General features: G+C 65.8%; 11 protein-coding genes and 1 tRNA gene. 4 read left to right on the top strand and 8 right to left on the bottom strand.

Going from position 1 to position 16,728, the window contains the following annotated elements; translation table 11 throughout:
• Positions 1 to 6: 6 nt before the first annotated feature.
• Positions 7 to 273, bottom strand: coding sequence for a hypothetical protein (locus DZC52_RS15500; RefSeq protein WP_181918823.1), 267 nt, complete (start codon positions 271 to 273; stop codon positions 7 to 9).
• Positions 274 to 288: 15 nt separating this feature from the next.
• On the opposite strand from DZC52_RS15500, the gene DZC52_RS15495 reads away from it, so the two are divergent.
• Positions 289 to 633 (top strand): Rieske (2Fe-2S) protein, encoded by a 345-nt coding sequence (locus DZC52_RS15495; protein ID WP_181918822.1) that lies wholly within the window; start codon positions 289 to 291, stop codon positions 631 to 633.
• A gap of 71 nt (positions 634 to 704) precedes the next feature.
• On the top strand, positions 705 to 1,562 hold the full coding sequence (locus DZC52_RS06855) for a substrate-binding periplasmic protein (protein ID WP_116650388.1): 858 nt from the start codon (positions 705 to 707) through the stop codon (positions 1,560 to 1,562).
• Positions 1,563 to 1,569: 7 nt separating this feature from the next.
• Here the strand turns inward: DZC52_RS06855 and DZC52_RS06850 are convergent, their stop codons facing one another.
• From DZC52_RS06850 to DZC52_RS06830, 5 genes are all read right to left on the bottom strand, one after another.
• On the bottom strand, positions 1,570 to 3,408 hold the full coding sequence (locus DZC52_RS06850) for an SLC13 family permease (protein WP_220338288.1): 1,839 nt from the start codon (positions 3,406 to 3,408) through the stop codon (positions 1,570 to 1,572).
• A gap of 148 nt (positions 3,409 to 3,556) precedes the next feature.
• Positions 3,557 to 5,941, bottom strand: a complete 2,385-nt coding sequence (locus tag DZC52_RS06845; protein ID WP_116650387.1) for a serine/threonine-protein kinase — start codon at positions 5,939 to 5,941, stop codon at positions 3,557 to 3,559.
• Between the two features lie 73 nt (positions 5,942 to 6,014).
• Entirely contained in the window at positions 6,015 to 6,701 is a 687-nt protein-coding gene (gene queC, locus DZC52_RS06840; RefSeq protein WP_116650386.1) for a 7-cyano-7-deazaguanine synthase QueC, read from the bottom strand.
• Positions 6,698 to 8,497, bottom strand: a complete 1,800-nt coding sequence (locus DZC52_RS06835) for a diguanylate cyclase (RefSeq protein WP_116650385.1) — start codon at positions 8,495 to 8,497, stop codon at positions 6,698 to 6,700. Before DZC52_RS06835 ends, queC begins: the two co-directional genes overlap by 4 nt.
• A gap of 112 nt (positions 8,498 to 8,609) precedes the next feature.
• Positions 8,610 to 11,795, bottom strand: coding sequence for a M36 family metallopeptidase (locus tag DZC52_RS06830; protein WP_181918821.1), 3,186 nt, complete (start codon positions 11,793 to 11,795; stop codon positions 8,610 to 8,612).
• Positions 11,796 to 12,214: 419 nt separating this feature from the next.
• On the opposite strand from DZC52_RS06830, the gene DZC52_RS06825 reads away from it, so the two are divergent.
• On the top strand, positions 12,215 to 13,390 hold the full coding sequence (locus tag DZC52_RS06825) for a serine hydrolase domain-containing protein (RefSeq protein ID WP_116650383.1): 1,176 nt from the start codon (positions 12,215 to 12,217) through the stop codon (positions 13,388 to 13,390).
• A gap of 296 nt (positions 13,391 to 13,686) precedes the next feature.
• Here the strand turns inward: DZC52_RS06825 and DZC52_RS06820 are convergent.
• Positions 13,687 to 13,763, bottom strand: a tRNA-Arg gene (locus tag DZC52_RS06820).
• Between the two features lie 94 nt (positions 13,764 to 13,857).
• Positions 13,858 to 16,122 carry a putative bifunctional diguanylate cyclase/phosphodiesterase gene (locus DZC52_RS06815; protein WP_181918820.1) on the bottom strand — a complete coding sequence of 755 codons (2,265 nt, stop codon included), beginning with the start codon at positions 16,120 to 16,122 and terminating at the stop codon, positions 13,858 to 13,860.
• 188 nt (positions 16,123 to 16,310) lie between these two features.
• On the opposite strand from DZC52_RS06815, the gene DZC52_RS06810 reads away from it, so the two are divergent.
• A complete protein-coding gene (locus DZC52_RS06810; protein ID WP_116650381.1) occupies positions 16,311 to 16,724 on the top strand; it encodes a hypothetical protein in 414 nt (137 codons plus the stop codon).
• Positions 16,725 to 16,728: the final 4 nt, after the last annotated feature.

Raw genomic sequence — 16,728 nt, 5'->3', positions numbered from 1 at the left:
GCGCGTTCACTCCCGGTCGTTGCGTTCGCGGTGCACCACGCGGTACTCCACGTCGACCAGGCCGTCGTCGCGCTTGCCCGAGCCCGAGCGACCAAGCCAGCGGCGAACCGTCAGCACGATGAAGCCGATCACGGCCATGCCGACGGCCACGGCCAGGAAAACGAGGCCGAGAAGGAAGCTCAGGGCGAGAACGCCGATTCCGAGGAGAACCAGCCCGAAACGCGCCAGCGGACTCGCCGGCGGCTGATAGAATCTTTGCCATGGATCTTGCATGTACTGTCTGACCCCGTGAATGAACCAGTGTTCCTGTGCCCCGCCGACGAACTGGCCGAGGGCCAGTACCGAGAATTCCAGCTCGAACTGGACGCCCAGCCCGCCTGGTTGATCGTCACCCGGCGCGGCGGACGTCCACGCGCCTGGCTCAACCTCTGCCCCCACCAGGGCCGGCCGCTCAACTTCGCGCCCGACCGCTTCCTCAGCGACGATGAAAACCGGCTCGTCTGCGCCCATCATGGCGCGGTCTTCGACCCGGACAGCGGCGTTTGCGTCGCCGGCCCCTGCAAGAACGCCGCCCTTCGAGAGATCGACGTCGGCGAATCCGAAGGACGCATTTTCGCAACCGACCCAGCATAACCCACGGCACGGAATTGCCGCACCGGGGCGATTCGGCTACAGTGATTTCAGGTCACTGCCGGAGACCGCCCATGTACAGAGCACCCCTCATCATGGCCCTGGCGCTGCTGTTGGCCGCTTGCCAGAGCCCCGAGCCCCCCGCCGCCGAATCCGGGACGGAGACGACCCGGCAGCAAGCGACCGCCGAGACCGAGCAGAGCACCCAGGCCGAAGCGGCCCCGGAGCCGTGCCGGCTGACGGTCGGCTGGGATCCCTGGGAACCCTACCACTACCAGCCCGTGGGCGACCGCGTGCAGGGCCTCGACGTCGACCTGATCGGCGCCATGGCCGAGCGGGCCGGCTGCGAGCTGGAATGGGAGCAGGGCAGCTGGGCCAGCATGCTCCAACTGGTGCGGTCCGGCGACCTAGACCTGTTGCCCGGCGCAACCCGCACACCCGAGCGCGAGGCCTTCGCCCACTTCTCCCAACCCTACCGCCGGGAGTCGTTCAGAATCCACGTCCGCGCCGACGAAGCGGAGAAATGGTCCGGGATGTCGCTCACGGAACTGCTGGAGAACGATTTCCGGCTCGGACTCACGCGCGGCTACATCTACGGCGAGGCAGTCGAGCGGGTACTCGATGATCCCGGCTGGGCAGACCAGCTTGTGGAGGTTCCGGTCGGCGAGCTCAATTTCCTCAATCTGATGGACTTCCGCATCGACGGATTCCTGGAGGATCCCTTCGTGGCCGCCAGCATCGACCACCGGCGGGACTGGGGCGTGACTTTCGAAGCCCTGCCTCTCGACGTGTACAGCGGCGATGTCCACCTGATGTTCAGCCAGTCCGGCGTGGACATGGCAACGATCGAGCGCTTCGACCGCGCGTTGTCGGAACTGCGTGAGAACGGCGAGCACCAGCGCATTCTGGACCGTTACCGGCAGACCGACTGAGCGTGCTTCAGAAAACGAGATTGAGGCCGAACAGCATGACCGTCATGTAGATGACGCTCATGATGCCGCCAACGCGAACGAAGTCCTTCACCTTGTAGCCCCCCGGCCCCATGATGAGTGCATTGACCGGATGTGTGGGCAGGATGAAAGCGTTGGATGTGGCCAGCGCGATCAGCAGCGCATAGACGGCCGGGTTGCCGCCGGTGGCCAGGGCGATATTGATGGCGATCGGCACCAGCAGCACGGTGGCGCCGACATTGGACATCACCAGGGTGAATAGCGTGGCCATCGTCGCCAGCACCAGCTGCACGACCAGCTGCGGCACATCGCCGAGCAGTCCGAGCACCTGCTGCGCCAGCCAGGCCGCGGTGCCGGTCACCTCCATGGCCACACCGAGCGGAATCAGACCGGCCATGAGAAAGACGGTTTTCCAGCTGACCGCCTGATACGCCTCGTCCATACTCAGCACACCGGTCAGAACCATCCCGATGGCGCCCGCCATCAGGGCCACCGACAACTCGAAGTCCGTGAACAGGATCAGGAACAGGCTCAGGCCGAAAAAGCTGACCGCATGCACGACTTTCTGCGGCCGCTGTTCTTCCTTGGGGATATCCGTGGCGACGATGAAGTCCTTGTCGCGGGCGAGGTTGGCCAGGTCCCGCCAGGTCGAGTGGCTGACCAGACAGTCGCCGACCTGCAGCACTTCCTCGCGCAGGTCGTGGGTGATGATTTCGTTGCGGCGATTGATGGCCAGCACCGAGATGCCGAAACGAGAGCGCAGGCGGGCCTCACCGATGGTCTGGCCGATCAGGCGAGAACCCGGCGGTATGACCACCTCGGAAATACCGGCGCGGGTCGGATTGAACAGGCTGCCGAACGTTCTCAGCCGCGGCTGGAGCCGCAGATTGTTCGCCAGGGCGAACTCGCCGACTTGTTCGCGCGTTCCCATCACGCCCAACACCGTGCCCACCCAGATCATCTCCCCGGCCGGCGGGGCCAGGCGAGGCTGGTCGGTGTTCTGGATGGCCAGCATCAAAGGCGCCCCATCGAGATTCTCGGCCTCGGCAATGCGCATGCCCACCAGCGGAGAATCGACGGTCACGAGCATCTCGTAGATGTCGCCCTCGATGCCGTAGACCTCCTTGAAGTAACTCTTGGTGCGTCCGGGAGAAGCCGGCTTCTTCTCCTCGGTCTTCGGCAGCAAGGCGGGCCCTGCGACCAGGAAGTAGATCAGCGTGCTCGCCAGCAGCCCCAGGCCCACCAGCGTGACGTCGAACAACTGGAACGGCTGCATGGCCTCGGCGCCGGGCGGAAGCGACCGGTTGGACGTATCGATCAGATCGTTGAGAAGGATCAGCGGCGAGGAACCGACCATGGTCAGCGTGCCGCCCACGATGGCGCAGAACCCCATCGGCATGAGCAGGCGCGACAGCGGCATGTCCAGCCGCGCCGAAATGCGGCTGACCACGGGCATGAACAACGCCGTCGCTCCGACGTTCTGCATGAAGCTGGAGGTGACCCCGACGGTGGCCGAGAGCATCGATCGAATCCGCGACTCGGAGGGCCCGCCCATCTTGACGATGAAGGATGAGACCACGTTCATCACACCGGTGCGATCGAGACCGGCGCCGAGGATCATCACGGCGATGATGGCGATGACGGCGTTGGAGGCAAAGCCCGAGAAGAGTTGATCACCGGGGATCAGGCCGAGCAATCCGACCAACACCATGATGCAGATCGCTGCAACGTCGAGGCGGACCAGTTCGGTGACGAAAAGCGTGACAGTCAGCCCCAGCAGCATCAGCACCAGTATCATGTCGCCGCTGAGATTCAGGCCGCCGTCCATTCCGTATGCGCTTCGGGTCCGTGCTTCGTCTTGATGGATTCTGAACGATTACCTTACCCGATGGCTGTGGCGTTTGCCCGCCTTTTCGGACGATCGACCGGCCGCACCCCGCCCCGGACCGCCCGGCGCTCGGTTTCCGGGCGAGGTTTCAGTCGCTCCCCTTTTTCAGGGCCGCCGCCTGCTGGCGAAGCGCCGCTGCACGCTCGGTCTCGCCGAGCTTCTCGTGGGCGTCCGCCAATGCCTCCATGGCCTGGATCCTCCGCAGGAAGTCTTTACCAACGAGTTCGCCCAGGCGGTCGACCGCAGCCTGGAGGTGATCGCGCGCGACCTCCGGGTTGCCGCCGGCCAGCTCGCTCTGTCCGAGGCCGAGGTGCACAAGCCCCTGGAACATGTGGTTTTCGGGAAGCGCTTCGCGACGTTGCAGCGCTTCCCGATGCATGGCCAGCGCCCGATCGACGCGCCCCAACTCCCGGTAGGCATTGCCGAGGTTATAGGTGAAGGCCACCGACTGCGGATGATCCGGGCCGTAACGCTCGATCGCAAGGCGGCGGGCCTTCTCGTAGATCGGCAGGGAGGCCTCCAGCTTCTCGCTGCCGCCCTGCTGCCGAATGGCGCCGGCCAGGTTGCCGTACTGCACGATGACGTTGGGATGATCGGGTGCATAGAGGCGCTCGGCTTCCCGCAGCCCCTCGCGCAGCACCGACTCGGCTTCGGCGTAGCGCTCCTGGCGCAGCAACACCACGCCGCGATCGTTGAGCAAGTCGGCCTGGATCGTTCGCGCCGTGGGATCGTTCCATTCCCGAGCCGCGTCGATGGCGGCCTGGAACCATTCGCCGGCCCGCTCGAGATCGTGCATCTCGGAGTACGCCTGCCCCATCTGGCGCATCACACCGATTCGAATCGATCGGGTGGGGTCGGCCGGACGGGGACCGATCTCACCGAGAATGCGCCGGTAAATGGCGAGCGCGTCGTCGTAGCGCGCCTGCTCGTAGCGGATGTTGCCCCGGATGGACAACAGGTCCAGCCAGGCCTCCCTGGTTTCGGGACGATGTCGCTCGGCAATCTCCAGCAGTTCTTCGACACGCCGCTCGGCCGCCGCGATCTTCGACTGCTGGATATCGATCAGGCTCAGCTCGGCCCCGGCTTCGAGAAAGTTCCGGCTCGAGCGATCCCCGGCCAGCAAATCGAGCACGCTCTCCAGATGCTTCCTCGAACGCTCGTGCTGGCCAATCGAGGCATACACCTGTCCGATGGTCAGCTCGATTTCGGCCCGAATACCGGGCTGCCCGGCCAGCTCGTCACGTACGCGCTCGGCCGCATCCGACAACACGCGATCCAGCACCGGCGTCTCGGCGCCGTCGGCAATCCGGGGGTCGATGGAAGAGAGCATCCGCGTCGTGAACGAAGCGATCTGCTCGGCCCGGTCGGCCTGAGCGCGCGCCTCGAGCAGGCCGTAGACGGCAACCACCAGCCCGATGACGAGCGCCAGCGACACCGTCGCGCTCGCGCCGACCGCCAGCGCGTTGCGCGCCAGGAACTTCCGAAAGCGGTAGGCACGGCTGGCCGGCACGGCCTCGACCACTTCGTTGGCCAGGTAACGCCGCAAATCGGCGGCCAGGGCGGCCGCCGAGTCGTAGCGCTCGTTGCGCTCGGGCGCAAGCGCGCGGGCCAGGATCCAGCGCAACTCCCTCGGCAGGTGTCGCGCGTCCTCGCCAGAACGCAGCGTCCGGTCATCGAGCTCGCTGCCACCGGAGGCCGATCCGACCAGCATCCTGCGAATGCTCTCCAGCGCCATGGTGTCGCTAGCCGGCGGCGGTCGGCGTTCGGTGAGCAACTCGAAAAGCAGTACCCCCAGCGAGTAGACGTCGGTCCGCGTGTCGACCTCTGCGGCCGGACCGGCCAGGAGTTCGGGGCTCATGTAGCCGCGCGTGCCGGCCCGGTCGGTGGTATCCGACCGCGTACGCCCGTCGTGCTCCACGATGCCGGCGGCGACCCCGAAATCGATGATCTTGGGCATGGACACGCCATCGACGCGGTCGACGAGGACATTGGCCGGCTTGATGTCGCGATGGATCACGCCCTGCTGATGGGCATGCTGGATGCCGGCACAGACCCGCACGAAAAGCTCGATCCGCTCTCGTGCGCCAAGACCGTGACGCTCGACGTGATCGATGATCGGCTCGCCACGAACCCACTCCATCGCGAACCACGGACGCCCGCCGGGCGTGGTGCCGGCGTCAAAGACCTGCGCAATGGCGGGATGATGCATGCGCGCGAGCATCTGCCGCTCGACTTCGAACATGGCACCGGCGGAGCCGCCCGCCCGGCGCTCTCCGATGAGCTTGAGGGCCACTTCGCGCTGCACCGGCTCGAGCTGTTCTGCCAGGTAGACCGCTCCCATGCCGCCGCGCCCCAATTCCCGGATCAGTCGATATGGACCGATCCGGGACGGCACGTCATCGGCCCGCAGCCCCTCATCCCCCTGCCCATCGACGATGGTTCGATCGTCTTCCGCAGGCGTTCGCTCGCTCATTGGCACGACCCCTATTGCAGCGACGTCAAACCTTCATGTTACTGATCAGGCAGCACCGGGCAACGGGAATGATTCAGGCATCAGGTGCATAGCGGGTGGGATCGGCGAGGCCGGCGGCTTCGAAACCGGCGCGCCGCAACCGGCAGGAGTCGCACCGCCCGCAAGCCCGCCCGTCCTCATCCGCCTGGTAGCAGGAAACGGTCCGTGAATAATCCACACCCAGTGCCGTGCCACGACGCACGATATCGGCCTTCGACAGGCTGATCAGCGGCGCGTGCACCCGAAAGCGCCCGCCTTCGACGCCGACTTTCGTGGCCACCTGGCACAGCGCCTCGAACGCCACGACGAACTGCGGCCGACAATCGGGATAGCCGGAATAGTCCACCGCGTTGACGCCGACGAACAGATCCAGCGAACCCAGCACCTCGGCATGCCCGAGGGCCAGGGAAAGCATGAGGGTGTTGCGGGCGGGCACATAGGTGGCGGGAATGCCGGGAGTCTCTTCCTCGGGCACGTCGATGTCGTCGGTCAGGGCCGATCCCCCGATCGCCCGGAGGTCCACCCCGACGACCCGGTGCGAAGCGGCGCCCAAGCCTTCGCTGACGCGCCTCGCGGCGGCCAGCTCGGCGCGGTGGCGCTGGCCGTAGTCCACGGCAAGGGTGTGGCACTCGTAGCCGGCTGCCACCGCCTCGGCCAGGACGGTCGCCGAATCCAGCCCCCCGGAGACCAGCACGACGGCCTTGCGAACCGACTCGCTCACGCAACCACCTCGCCTGCGGAAACCACGCGGTTCTTGCCGCGCGCCTTGCCGGCGTACATCGCATCGTCGACTCGTTTGACCAGGTCGTTGAAGTTCGCGCCGGGCTCGATTTCGGTCACGCCGAAGGTCAGCGTCAGCGAGAGCGACCGCCCGTTGATCTGCGGCGGTGACTCGCCGATCACGCGGCGGAGGTTCTCGGAAACGCAGCGCGCGCCGTCCTCGCGGGTGCCGGGCAGGAGGATCAGGAATTCCTCACCGCCCCAGCGCGCCGTCACGTCGACGCCGCGAACCTGCTTTCCGATCAACTCGGCCACATGAACGAGCACCTGGTCTCCGACCTGATGGCCCAGGGTGTCGTTGATTCGCTTGAAACTGTCGATATCGGCCATGATCAGCGAAGCGGGCTCGTTGTCCTCGTTGCGCCGAAGGATGGCGCGATCGACATGCTCGGTCATGTCGCGCCGGTTGGAAAGGCCGGTCAGCGGGTCGGTCCGCGCCGCGCGGTCAAGCGTGTGGGAAACCCGCCGACCCAGCCGGTAGCGGCTGTAGAGCAAGCCCAACACCAACAGCAGCAGGAGCACGGAAACGATCGAAGCCGTGCTGATCAGTTGCTGGCGCCTGGCGCGCTGCTCGGACACCTCGGCGCGGGCGCGCTGCAGCGCGAGTTCCTGCTCGAGTTGCTCCGCGCGGAAAGTCTGCTGGAGCTGCTCCACACGCGCGGCGAGGTCTTCGGCCGCCTGGGCGTCGTTGAGCGAGATCAGCCGCCGCTGGACGCGAAAGGCGGATTCGAAGTCGCCCATGCGTTCGTGCGCGTCGGTTCGAAGCCCCAGAACCTCGACGAGCAAGCCCCGGTTGTTTTCGGGCACGATCGATTCAGCCTCATCGAGCATCTCGAGCGCCGATCCGGGTCGGTCGAGACCGAGCATGGCCTCGGCCCCGGTCAGCAGGGAGTTGACGATCCCGCTGGTGTCGCCCACCTCGCGCCGCAGCTCGAGCGACCGGCGCTGGAATTCCAGCGCTTGCTCGACGCGCCCGAGATGAATCAGGGCGCGAGCGATGTTGTCGGCTGCATAGGCGATGCCGCGCGGGTTCCCGATCTCCTCGAAAATGTCCAGGGCGCGGCGGTTGTATTCCAGGTTGGCCTCGTGCTCCGCATTTGCCTCGCTCGTTTCGCCGGCCTGTTCCAGGGTCTCGGCGATCCGGGCCGACAGGGCGCCAAGGTTGACGAGGGTCCCTGCCACGCCCTCCTGCCAGCCGATTTCCTCGAATCCGCTCAGAGCCTGGCGGTGATAATCGCGCGCCTCTTCCCAGTTACCCATCGAATTGTGCAGGTTGCCGATATTGCCCGCCGCCCGGGCCGCGCCGGCCACGTCTCCGGCCGCACGACTGGCTTCCAGGGCCGCGAGGTACTGCTCGAGGGCGCGGTCGTGGGCACCGACCTCCCAGTAGATCACGCCGGCGGTGCGCCGCACTGCGGCCGACTGGACCGGATCGTCGGTCTCGCCGATCAGGCTGAGCGCCGCATCCACAGCCTCGACGGCGGCTTCACTCCGTCCGAGGATGTGAAGATTGGAAGCGATAGCCGAGTGCAGCAGCATTTCCCCGGTCGGGCAATCCTCTCCGGCCTGCGCCAGAAACTCCCGCCCCCGATCCACGCCCGAGGCGGGATCGTGGTCGCGCATGGCGCGAACTTCCGCGGCGAGATCGACGAGTTCACCACAGCCGGGCGATTCCGAGCGGGCCGGGAATGCCAGGATCAATAGCGCCAGCGGCAACAACACGCGAATATTCAGCATGGCGTCAGTATAGTCGGCAGGCTTGCGCCGACAAGCCACGATTGCTGTGCAGCAGACCGGGATGGCTTCGATGACCGGCCCCCGGAGGGGCCGGCTTCAAAGGGTCCCGCGCTCAGGGCTGCTGCGGCTCGAACTGGTCTTCGAAAAGCTCGTCGACGATGACGTCGAAGAAGGCCTCGACCGAGCAGTCCCCCTCGACCGGGTCGGTCGTGAAGATCTGACCCGACAAGCTGCCCCCGCAGGTGCCGCCGACCGAGTCGACGCCATGGCCCGGATCGGCCTCCAGCGTGAACTGCAGGCTGTTGCCGTGATCGACCGCCTGTGCACCGGACGGCGAGATGCTGCCCTGACCGGAGCCGACCGAAGCGCTTACCGTGTGCGAGATCACGCCCGCGCAGTTGATCGCCACATCGTCGACCTGGGAGTACCAGTCCCAGCCGTCGCCGGAATAGCGGAAACGAACCTGCACGGCATCCGAGCCGGTATAGGTATCGAGATCGAGAGTGACGTCGGCCGTTGCGTCGGCATCGGCCGACCAGGCTACATCCCAGCCGGAGCCGTTCCATATCTCGATGCTCATCTGGGAGACGTCGTAGTAGCGGAAGAACACGCTGGCGGTGAGTTCCGCCGAAGTCACTCCCGACAGGTCGATCGGCGGGGTGACCAGCGAGGTGTCGTAGGCCGGCGACCCCGAACCCGCGTAGTCACTGTCGGCACAGGCGGCCGTACCCGAACCGCTGGTGTTGTTCCCGGTGTCGCACTCGACATCCTCGCTCGTGACCCAGACAATCCCGTCGCCGCTCGGCGAATCGTCGGTGACGGTCCAGTCGCCGGGGATGCCCGATTCGAAGTCCACGGAACCGCCGCAGATCAGCGAGGAACTCGCCGTCGTGAAACTGTAGGTCGGTGACGCGGCCGCCGATCCGCAGGGATTGAGAGCCTGGACGCGCCAGTAGTGCGTGGTGTCGGCCGCCAGCGCCGAAGACGTCTGGTGGACGGTGCCTTCGACCGTTTCGGAATAGACCGTGTTGACGAATCCGGCATCGGTAGCGACCTCGATCAGGTAGCCGGCCGCACCCGGCGCCGCCGCCCAGCTGAAGGTCGGCTGGAAAGGCACGTTGCCTGCCCCGTCCGCCGGGGCGTCCGGAACGGCGCCTCCGGGAGACTGCTCGAACAGCTCGAGGACGAGCGGAAACTGCTCGTTCTCGCTGCCGTCCGTGCCGTCGACCGTGATGTTGTAGGCGCCGGCGGCTTCACCGCCGGTGTTGTCGATCGTCAGGATCGAATCACCCGGAGCGCTGACCGGGTTCTGGCTGAATGCGGCGGTTCCGGGATGGCCGCTGGCGGAAAGACTGACCGGCGCGGACCATGCGCTGCCCAGCGCGATCGTGAAATCGACCGGTTGACCGGCGCATGCCATCGCCTCCGAAGGCGTTGCCGTGCCGAATTCGCATTCGGCGGGCAGGTCGAATGCCTCGACGTTGTCGCCGTTGGAACCGGAACTGCCCTGCGAGGCGCTGAAACCCAGCCCGCGCTTGGCGAAACCCTCCCAGAGCAGGCACTGGTTGGCGCCGCCGGTCAGGGCCTGGTCGGCGGCCAGGATGGCATCACGCGCATCGACGAAACCGGGGTTGCACGGCTGCAGTTTCAACCCGTCGTTGACCAGCTGCATGGCCAGGAGGTTGCCGCCCTGGTCCCAGTCGGCGAAGAAGTCGGGATTGAAGCCGTACTCGTCCACCAGGTTCCAGTAGACCTCCCACAGGATGGCCGTCCAGATCGATCCCACCCCGTGGGGCGGCGTGGCGCTCTGCGTATCCGCATAGGTGCGCGGATCGACGCCCATGTCCGTGTTGTAGGGATAGGCACGAATGCCCGGGCCGTCGACCGGCTGGCCGAGCGCATAGGTGCCCACACCGCGGTTGGTCGTGCGGCCATGCCCGGCCTGGGCCGTGTAGACGAGGGTCTGCCAGTCACTCCAGCCTTCACCGGCCTGCTCCGAACCCGACAGGCAGGACGAAGTGCTCGGCCCGCCCGTCTGGCGAATCGATATGCCGTGTCCGTACTCGTGCAGAACGATACCGGAATCCAGGTCCCCGTCGCGGCCCGGCGTGGTCGTGTCCCAGGTATACATCTGCATGCGCGGCGCGCTGCCGTCGGGCGGCGTGTAGAAATTGGCGTTGTTGGTACCCGAACCGTCCTGGGCTTCGGCTCGCACGGCATCGCCGCCGACACCGTCGCCGCTGTAGTTGGTCACCTGGAAATTGCCGGCGGCTTCGTCGAAGCCGCGCACATAGATAAGGTCGTGATGCAGGTTGTTCCAGTAGAACAGGTTGGTCACGGCCGCATCGATGTACTGGTCCGGCTCCTGGCCGAGATCCAGCGGGAAATCGAAGCTGAGGCTGGCGCCGCCGTCGGGCTCATCACCCACCGAAGCGTCGTTATTGCCGCGGTCCTGGTAGGCGTGCGCATTGTTGCCGCGCGTGATGGTGTACTCGGGGCCGTCGACGCCATTGGTGTCGTGCCAGCCGTAAGGCGAGGCGGGTTCGTGAGCAGGCTCCCCGACGAGCGTTCTCGCACCGTCGTCCGGATGCCCCTTGGGCATCTCGAAAACCCGGTATTGCGAGCCATCGGCCGCCGACAGGGGCAGCGGTGCGGGATCACCCGCGCGGGCCGGTGCCGAGCCCGTATCGCCAGAGACGGCCTTGCCGCCCTGGTGATCGTGCGCGCCGTCCCAACGATCGTGTACGACGAAATCTCGGCGCTCGAGCAGATCGCCGGATTCCGCATCGACGAAACTGACCCAGTAGTGCTGTGCCGAACGCTCGTAGATGTCCACCTGCCAGGCAAGGCGCAAGCCGGTCTTGCCGTCGTCGAAGTAAACCAGCCGAGCCTCGATGGGTTCGAGCGCGATGCCTGCCTTCGAAAAGACGGTGTGGCGATCCGCACCCATTGAACGCTCGATCTGCACGACCGGTTCGGTCGCCGTCAGTCCGACCGCATGAGCGGCCTGATTGACCGCCGCCAACGCGTCGATCACGGGATCCGTAGCCAGCCTGCGTTCTTCCAGCCGACCTTCTGCCCGGCTACCGGAATGAAAGACCTGGCCGCTCGGGAGGATGTTCACATTGATCAGGGCGTTGTAGACCTCGATACCCCGAAACCGTTGCTGAAAATAGACGTGAACCACCCGATTGTGGCGACTGGCGTAAACGTCACTGACGACCAGATCATCGGTGTCTGTCGAGACCAGGCCCATCGCATCGAGACTTTGCTCGATGTGCCGGAGGGCGGTGTCCACGGCCGCGGCATGACGCGGAGACAGATTTGACGGTGCATCCCCTGCAACCGCCAGGCTGGCGGCCAGACAAGCACCGAGGAGAACCGCTACCAGTGCGGTTCGTGAAAAGCTCGATATCATTCCGGATTTCTCCCTCAATACGAAAGCGACAGCCAACGCACATTGGCCGAGCGCACGATTCCCTCCGGCAACGTCCCGGTAGACGTCGCCACGCGACTCGGCGAGCGATTGACAGCTATGCGCCGGTCAAAAGGAAGGGGCAGCGGACCCCGATGGGTCCGAACGTGATTCCCGTCACGCTTGTCCGGCGCGCACAGCTTCGTCGCTGCGCCCAGCAGAGTCAAGTCGGGCAACGTCGGTCATTTATGCATGCCTGGTGATATGCTCCCGAGGCAGCGATCATTCGAATACGACTCGAAATGCAGATTCTTCCGACCCGATCCATCGCCTGGATCTTCTGCCTGGCTGCAGGCCTGGCAACTGCACCGGCTTTCGGTGATCCCTATTTCCCCGGGCCTCACGACTGGCAGGCGGCCGCACCGGCTGCGGCCGGGTTCGATCGGGAATCGCTCGAATCGGCCATACGGTTCGCCCGCTCGAGTGCCGTGACGGATCCCGCGGACCTGCATCAGGTCCTGCTCGACACCTACACACCGCGCGAACCGGACTATCGGGTGCTCGGGCCGACTCATCCCCGCGACGGCGACAGCGGCATGATCCTCTCGGGCGGCAGGATCGTTGCCCGGTGGGGCGACGTCAACCGCGTCGACATGACCTTCAGCGTAGTCAAGAGCTACTTGTCCACGCTGGCGGCTCTCGCCGTCGAACGCGGCCTGATCGAGTCCCTGCACGACCCGGTCGCAAAGTACGTCACCGACGGCAAGTTCGACGGGGAACACAACGCGAAGATCACCTGGCACCACCTGCTGCAGCAGACCTCCGACTGGTCGGGCTCGCTGTGGGACACACCCGACTGGGCCGACCGGCCCGTTGGCGATGACCCGGAAGATTGGCGCAACCGGGAGTTGCACCCACCGGGCACTCACTTCAAGTACAACGACGTGCGCGTCAATCTCCTGGCCTACAGCCTGCTGCAGGTGTTTCGCGAACCGCTTCCCGTCGTCCTGCGCGAAGCGATCATGGATCCCATCGGCGCCTCGAACACCTGGCGCTGGCACGGCTACGAGAACTCCTGGGTCACTGTCGACGCCCGACGCATCCAGTCGGTCTCGGGCGGCGGCCACTTCGGCGGCGGGCTGTTCATAAGCACCCAGGACCACGCGCGCTACGGCCTGCTGATGCTCAACCGCGGCGTCTGGGACGGCCGTCGCCTGATTCCCGACGAATGGTTCGAACGGCTTCGCGAACCCACCGAGGCCCGCCCCGACTACGGCTACATGTGGTGGCTCAACACCGACCGCGAGCGCATTCCCGCCGCGCCGGAAGACGCTTACTGGGCGGCCGGCTTCGGCGGCAACTACATCTACGTGGACGAGTGCAACGACCTGGTGGTGGTGCTGCGGTGGATACCGGAGCTGGCCGAGACGATCAAGCGGATTCTCGACGCAAAGGAAAACGCTTCGACCTGTAGCTGAGTGGTGACGGGTCGCGGGTTCGAATGGAACTCTTGAAACGAAAAGCCCCGTCCCGGGACGAGGCTTTTGGAGATGATGGCGCGCCCGGCAGGATTGCTGCGCCCGCTGCGCGGGCTTGGCCTTCGGCCTGGCGACTTCGCGCCAGCGAAACATCAAGGAAATTTGGCTGGCGACTTCGCGCCAGCGAAACCGCGCTGACGCGCGATTTTCGAACCTGGATCGTGATGGGTCGCAGGTTTGAATTGGGCTATGGGTACGAAAAAGCCCCGTCGGGTGACGAGGCTTTCTTCAGAAACTGGCGCGCCCGGCAGGATTCGAACCTGCGACCCCTGCCTTCGGAGGGCAGTGCTCTATCCAGCTGAGCTACGGGCGCTGGGAAACTGATTGTAAGCCGCGCCGCGATGGCCGATGGCGTGGCGCAAACAGCCGCTTATTGTAACCGAATTCTCCCCATAGGCCAGGCAGGGCTAGCCCGCCGACTCCTCCCGCCAGGGCAGACTGCCGGCGATCATCTCGGCAATGTCGTCGGCCTCGGCCGGGCGGGAGAACAGGAACCCCTGGGCAAAGGAGCAGCGGTAGCTGGCCAGCAGGGCCAGCTGTTCGTCGGTCTCGACACCCTCGGCGACGGTCTGCATGCCCAGGTCGCCGGCCAGGCTGCAGATGGTGCGCGTGATGGCCTGGTCTTCGGGGTCGGACACGATATCGCGCACGAAGCCGCGGTCGATCTTGACCACGGAAATCGGAAAATTCTTGAGATAGCTCAGCGAGGAATAGCCGACGCCGAAATCGTCGACCACGATACGCATGCCGATCTCGTCGAGCTTGTGAAGCATGCGGCGGTTGCGGGCCAGATTCTCGATCAGCACTTCCTCGGTGATCTCCAGGTGCAGTTGCTCGGGTTCGATGCGGTGCTGGTGCAGAAGCACGCTGAGCTGTTCGGCGAAGCCGGCTTCGTGAATCTGCGCCCCCGAGACGTTGACCGCCAGCCAGGGCAAGTCCGCGGAAAGGGATTTCCAGTGGGCCATGTCCGATAGCGCGCGATCGAGGGCGAACTGCCCCAGACGACCGATGATGCCGGTTTCCTCGGCGACGCGAATGAACTCCTGCGGCGGCACCGCGTAGCCGTCGCTGTGCTCCCAGCGAAGCAGCGCCTCGACACCGATCATGGAAAGGTCCCGGATGTCGATGATGGGCTGATAGACCACGCGGAAGTCGCCGTCCTCCAGCGCGTGGCGAATGTCGCGGCTGAGGTGCAGACGGTGTTGCGCCTGGGCGAACATCTCGCGGGTGAACACGGCGAACTGGTTGCGCCCGGCGTTCTTGGCCTTGAACAGGGCCGTGTCGGCATTCTGGATCAATTCGCTGACCGAGCGCCCGGATTCCGGATAGTAGGCGATCCCGATACTGCCGGAGATGAACAGGCGATGATCCTCGACCGCGAAGCCGCCGTCGAGCGCGCGCAGGATGTTGGCCGCCAACTGCTCGACCTGCTCGCGGTCGGCGCGCTCGACCGCGATCAGGAATTCGTCGCCGCCGTGACGACCCACGAAATCGCGGTCGCGCAGCACGCCGGCGAGCCGGCGCGGCACTTCGCACAGCAGCTGGTCGCCGAGCTGGTGCCCGAGGGAGTCGTTGATGTCCTTGAACTGATCGAGATCGAGGAACAGCACCGCCAGTTGCGACTCGTGGTCACCGTGACGCTCGATGAGATCGGCCAGGTACTCGGAAATTCCGAAGCGGTTGGGAAGACCCGTCAGGCCGTCGTGATTGACCAGAAATGCCAGCTCGCGCTCGGCCGCTTCGCGTTCGCCGATTTCCTCTTCCAGGCGCCGATTGGCCCGCGACATGACCAGGGCCTGGCCGCTGGCATTGAGTCCGAGATAGACGACCGCCGCCAACAGGAGTGAAAGCAGGATGCCGCTGAGCAGGACCACCTCGGGCATCGCCGTGCTGAGCTGCTCGCGAATCTCGTCGCTGACGGCAAACTCGAACAGGAAGCCGGCCTCGTCGTTGTCCATGTCGACGGTGAAGCCAGCGTCCCAGCGGGCCGGCTCGGCCTCTGGCGGAAAAGGGTAGACATTTCGGCCGCGAGCGACGGCGTGAAGATCGAGCGATTCGCGGAACAGGGCGGGAATCATCGCGTCGATCGCGGCGGGAATGTCCATCGTGGTCGCCAAATAGCCGACGTGCTCATCGCCGGTGCCGATCGGGCTGACGAGGCTGATACCCGGTCTCCCGTCGGGGAGGAAGCGCGGCCGGGTGGCAACCATCTCGCCGGTGGCGCCGGCACGCGACACGGCCGGCCGGAAATCCTCGTCGACCGGAAAGGTCTCGCCCGGCCCGACGACCTCGAGATCCCGGTTGCGAATCCAGCGCACGGTCAAGTCGGGACCGAGTACGGCCAGAGTGCGGTAGTAGTCGTAGTGATCGAGGAACAGCTCGGCGTTGAGTTCCCAGCCCTCGCGATCGGCGAGGCCGTAGTGAGCCAGGCGTGCCGACATGCGGCGGTGCGCGTTCATCTGCTCGCGCATATCGGCCAGCATGTCGGCCTCGATGTAGCCGGCCAGATTGTCGACATAGCGCGCCAGTGACGCGTCCTCGGCCGATTGCAGGCCCCGGTAGAGAAACAGCGTTCCCGCGACACCGGCGAGCATGAGGAGCCCCGCCATCCACGGGCTCCAGCGTTGGGGGCGCTCGCCGCCGGGTGTCGCCACGGGGTCGGCGGCGCTCACGCGGTATGCCCCGCGCGTCGACTTGCCGGTGCTGGCGGAAAGTTCATGGACTGGCCGACCCCTCGGATGCCCTGAAACTGCTGGCATCGCTTCTGATGTGCGCGGCAGTATAGCGCAGGCGTCGGATAGGTCACACACCGGATCGGGCTGCTAAACTGGTCCGAGGCACCGTCGGGAACACTGAGAACATGCGCGTCCTGGGAGCCCTGACAGCGGGCCTGGTCATCGGCGTGATCCTGATCGAAGCCGTCTCGAGCGGCCTTGCGGTTCTTCTGCCCGCACCCCTGATGTACGTGGAAGCCGCCGACGGCTATGCCGGTTCGCTGGTCTGGCCGCTGCTGCCCGTTCCCGCCCTGGTGTGGATGCTCGGGGGGCTGGCGGCCGGCACCATGGCCGCGGCCGCCGGCCCGCACCCGGCGCTTGGTGTGGCGGCCGGGGGATTGCTCGGCCTGCCGGCTTTCCTGCTGGTCGGCCTGGTCATGCCCGGAAATCCGATGGCCCTGCTGGCGGCCGCCCTGCCCCTGGCCGGCTCGGCCGCTGCGACAGCACTCGTTGCGCGGCTGGGGCGCGAGACTGTATCCATGGGCGACCAGGCGGTATAATCGC

It is taken from the genome of Wenzhouxiangella sediminis, assembly GCF_003410055.1.
GTDB lineage: Bacteria > Pseudomonadota > Gammaproteobacteria > Xanthomonadales > Wenzhouxiangellaceae > Wenzhouxiangella > Wenzhouxiangella sediminis.
This window is presented reverse-complemented; position numbering and strand designations above follow the sequence as displayed.

Excerpts from the sequence above, each read along its gene's own strand:
- DZC52_RS06845 (WP_116650387.1), bottom strand. The coding sequence starts at position 5,941 with ATGAGCGAGCGAACGCCTGCGGAAGACGATCGAACCATCGTCGATGGG.
- DZC52_RS06835 (WP_116650385.1), bottom strand. The coding sequence starts at position 8,497 with ATGCTGAATATTCGCGTGTTGTTGCCGCTGGCGCTATTGATCCTGGCA.
- DZC52_RS06810 (WP_116650381.1), top strand. The coding sequence starts at position 16,311 with ATGCGCGTCCTGGGAGCCCTGACAGCGGGCCTGGTCATCGGCGTGATC.
- DZC52_RS06825 (WP_116650383.1), top strand. The coding sequence starts at position 12,215 with ATGCAGATTCTTCCGACCCGATCCATCGCCTGGATCTTCTGCCTGGCT.
- DZC52_RS06850 (WP_220338288.1), bottom strand. The coding sequence starts at position 3,408 with ATGGACGGCGGCCTGAATCTCAGCGGCGACATGATACTGGTGCTGATG.
- DZC52_RS15500 (WP_181918823.1), bottom strand. The coding sequence starts at position 273 with ATGCAAGATCCATGGCAAAGATTCTATCAGCCGCCGGCGAGTCCGCTG.
- DZC52_RS06855 (WP_116650388.1), top strand. The coding sequence starts at position 705 with ATGTACAGAGCACCCCTCATCATGGCCCTGGCGCTGCTGTTGGCCGCT.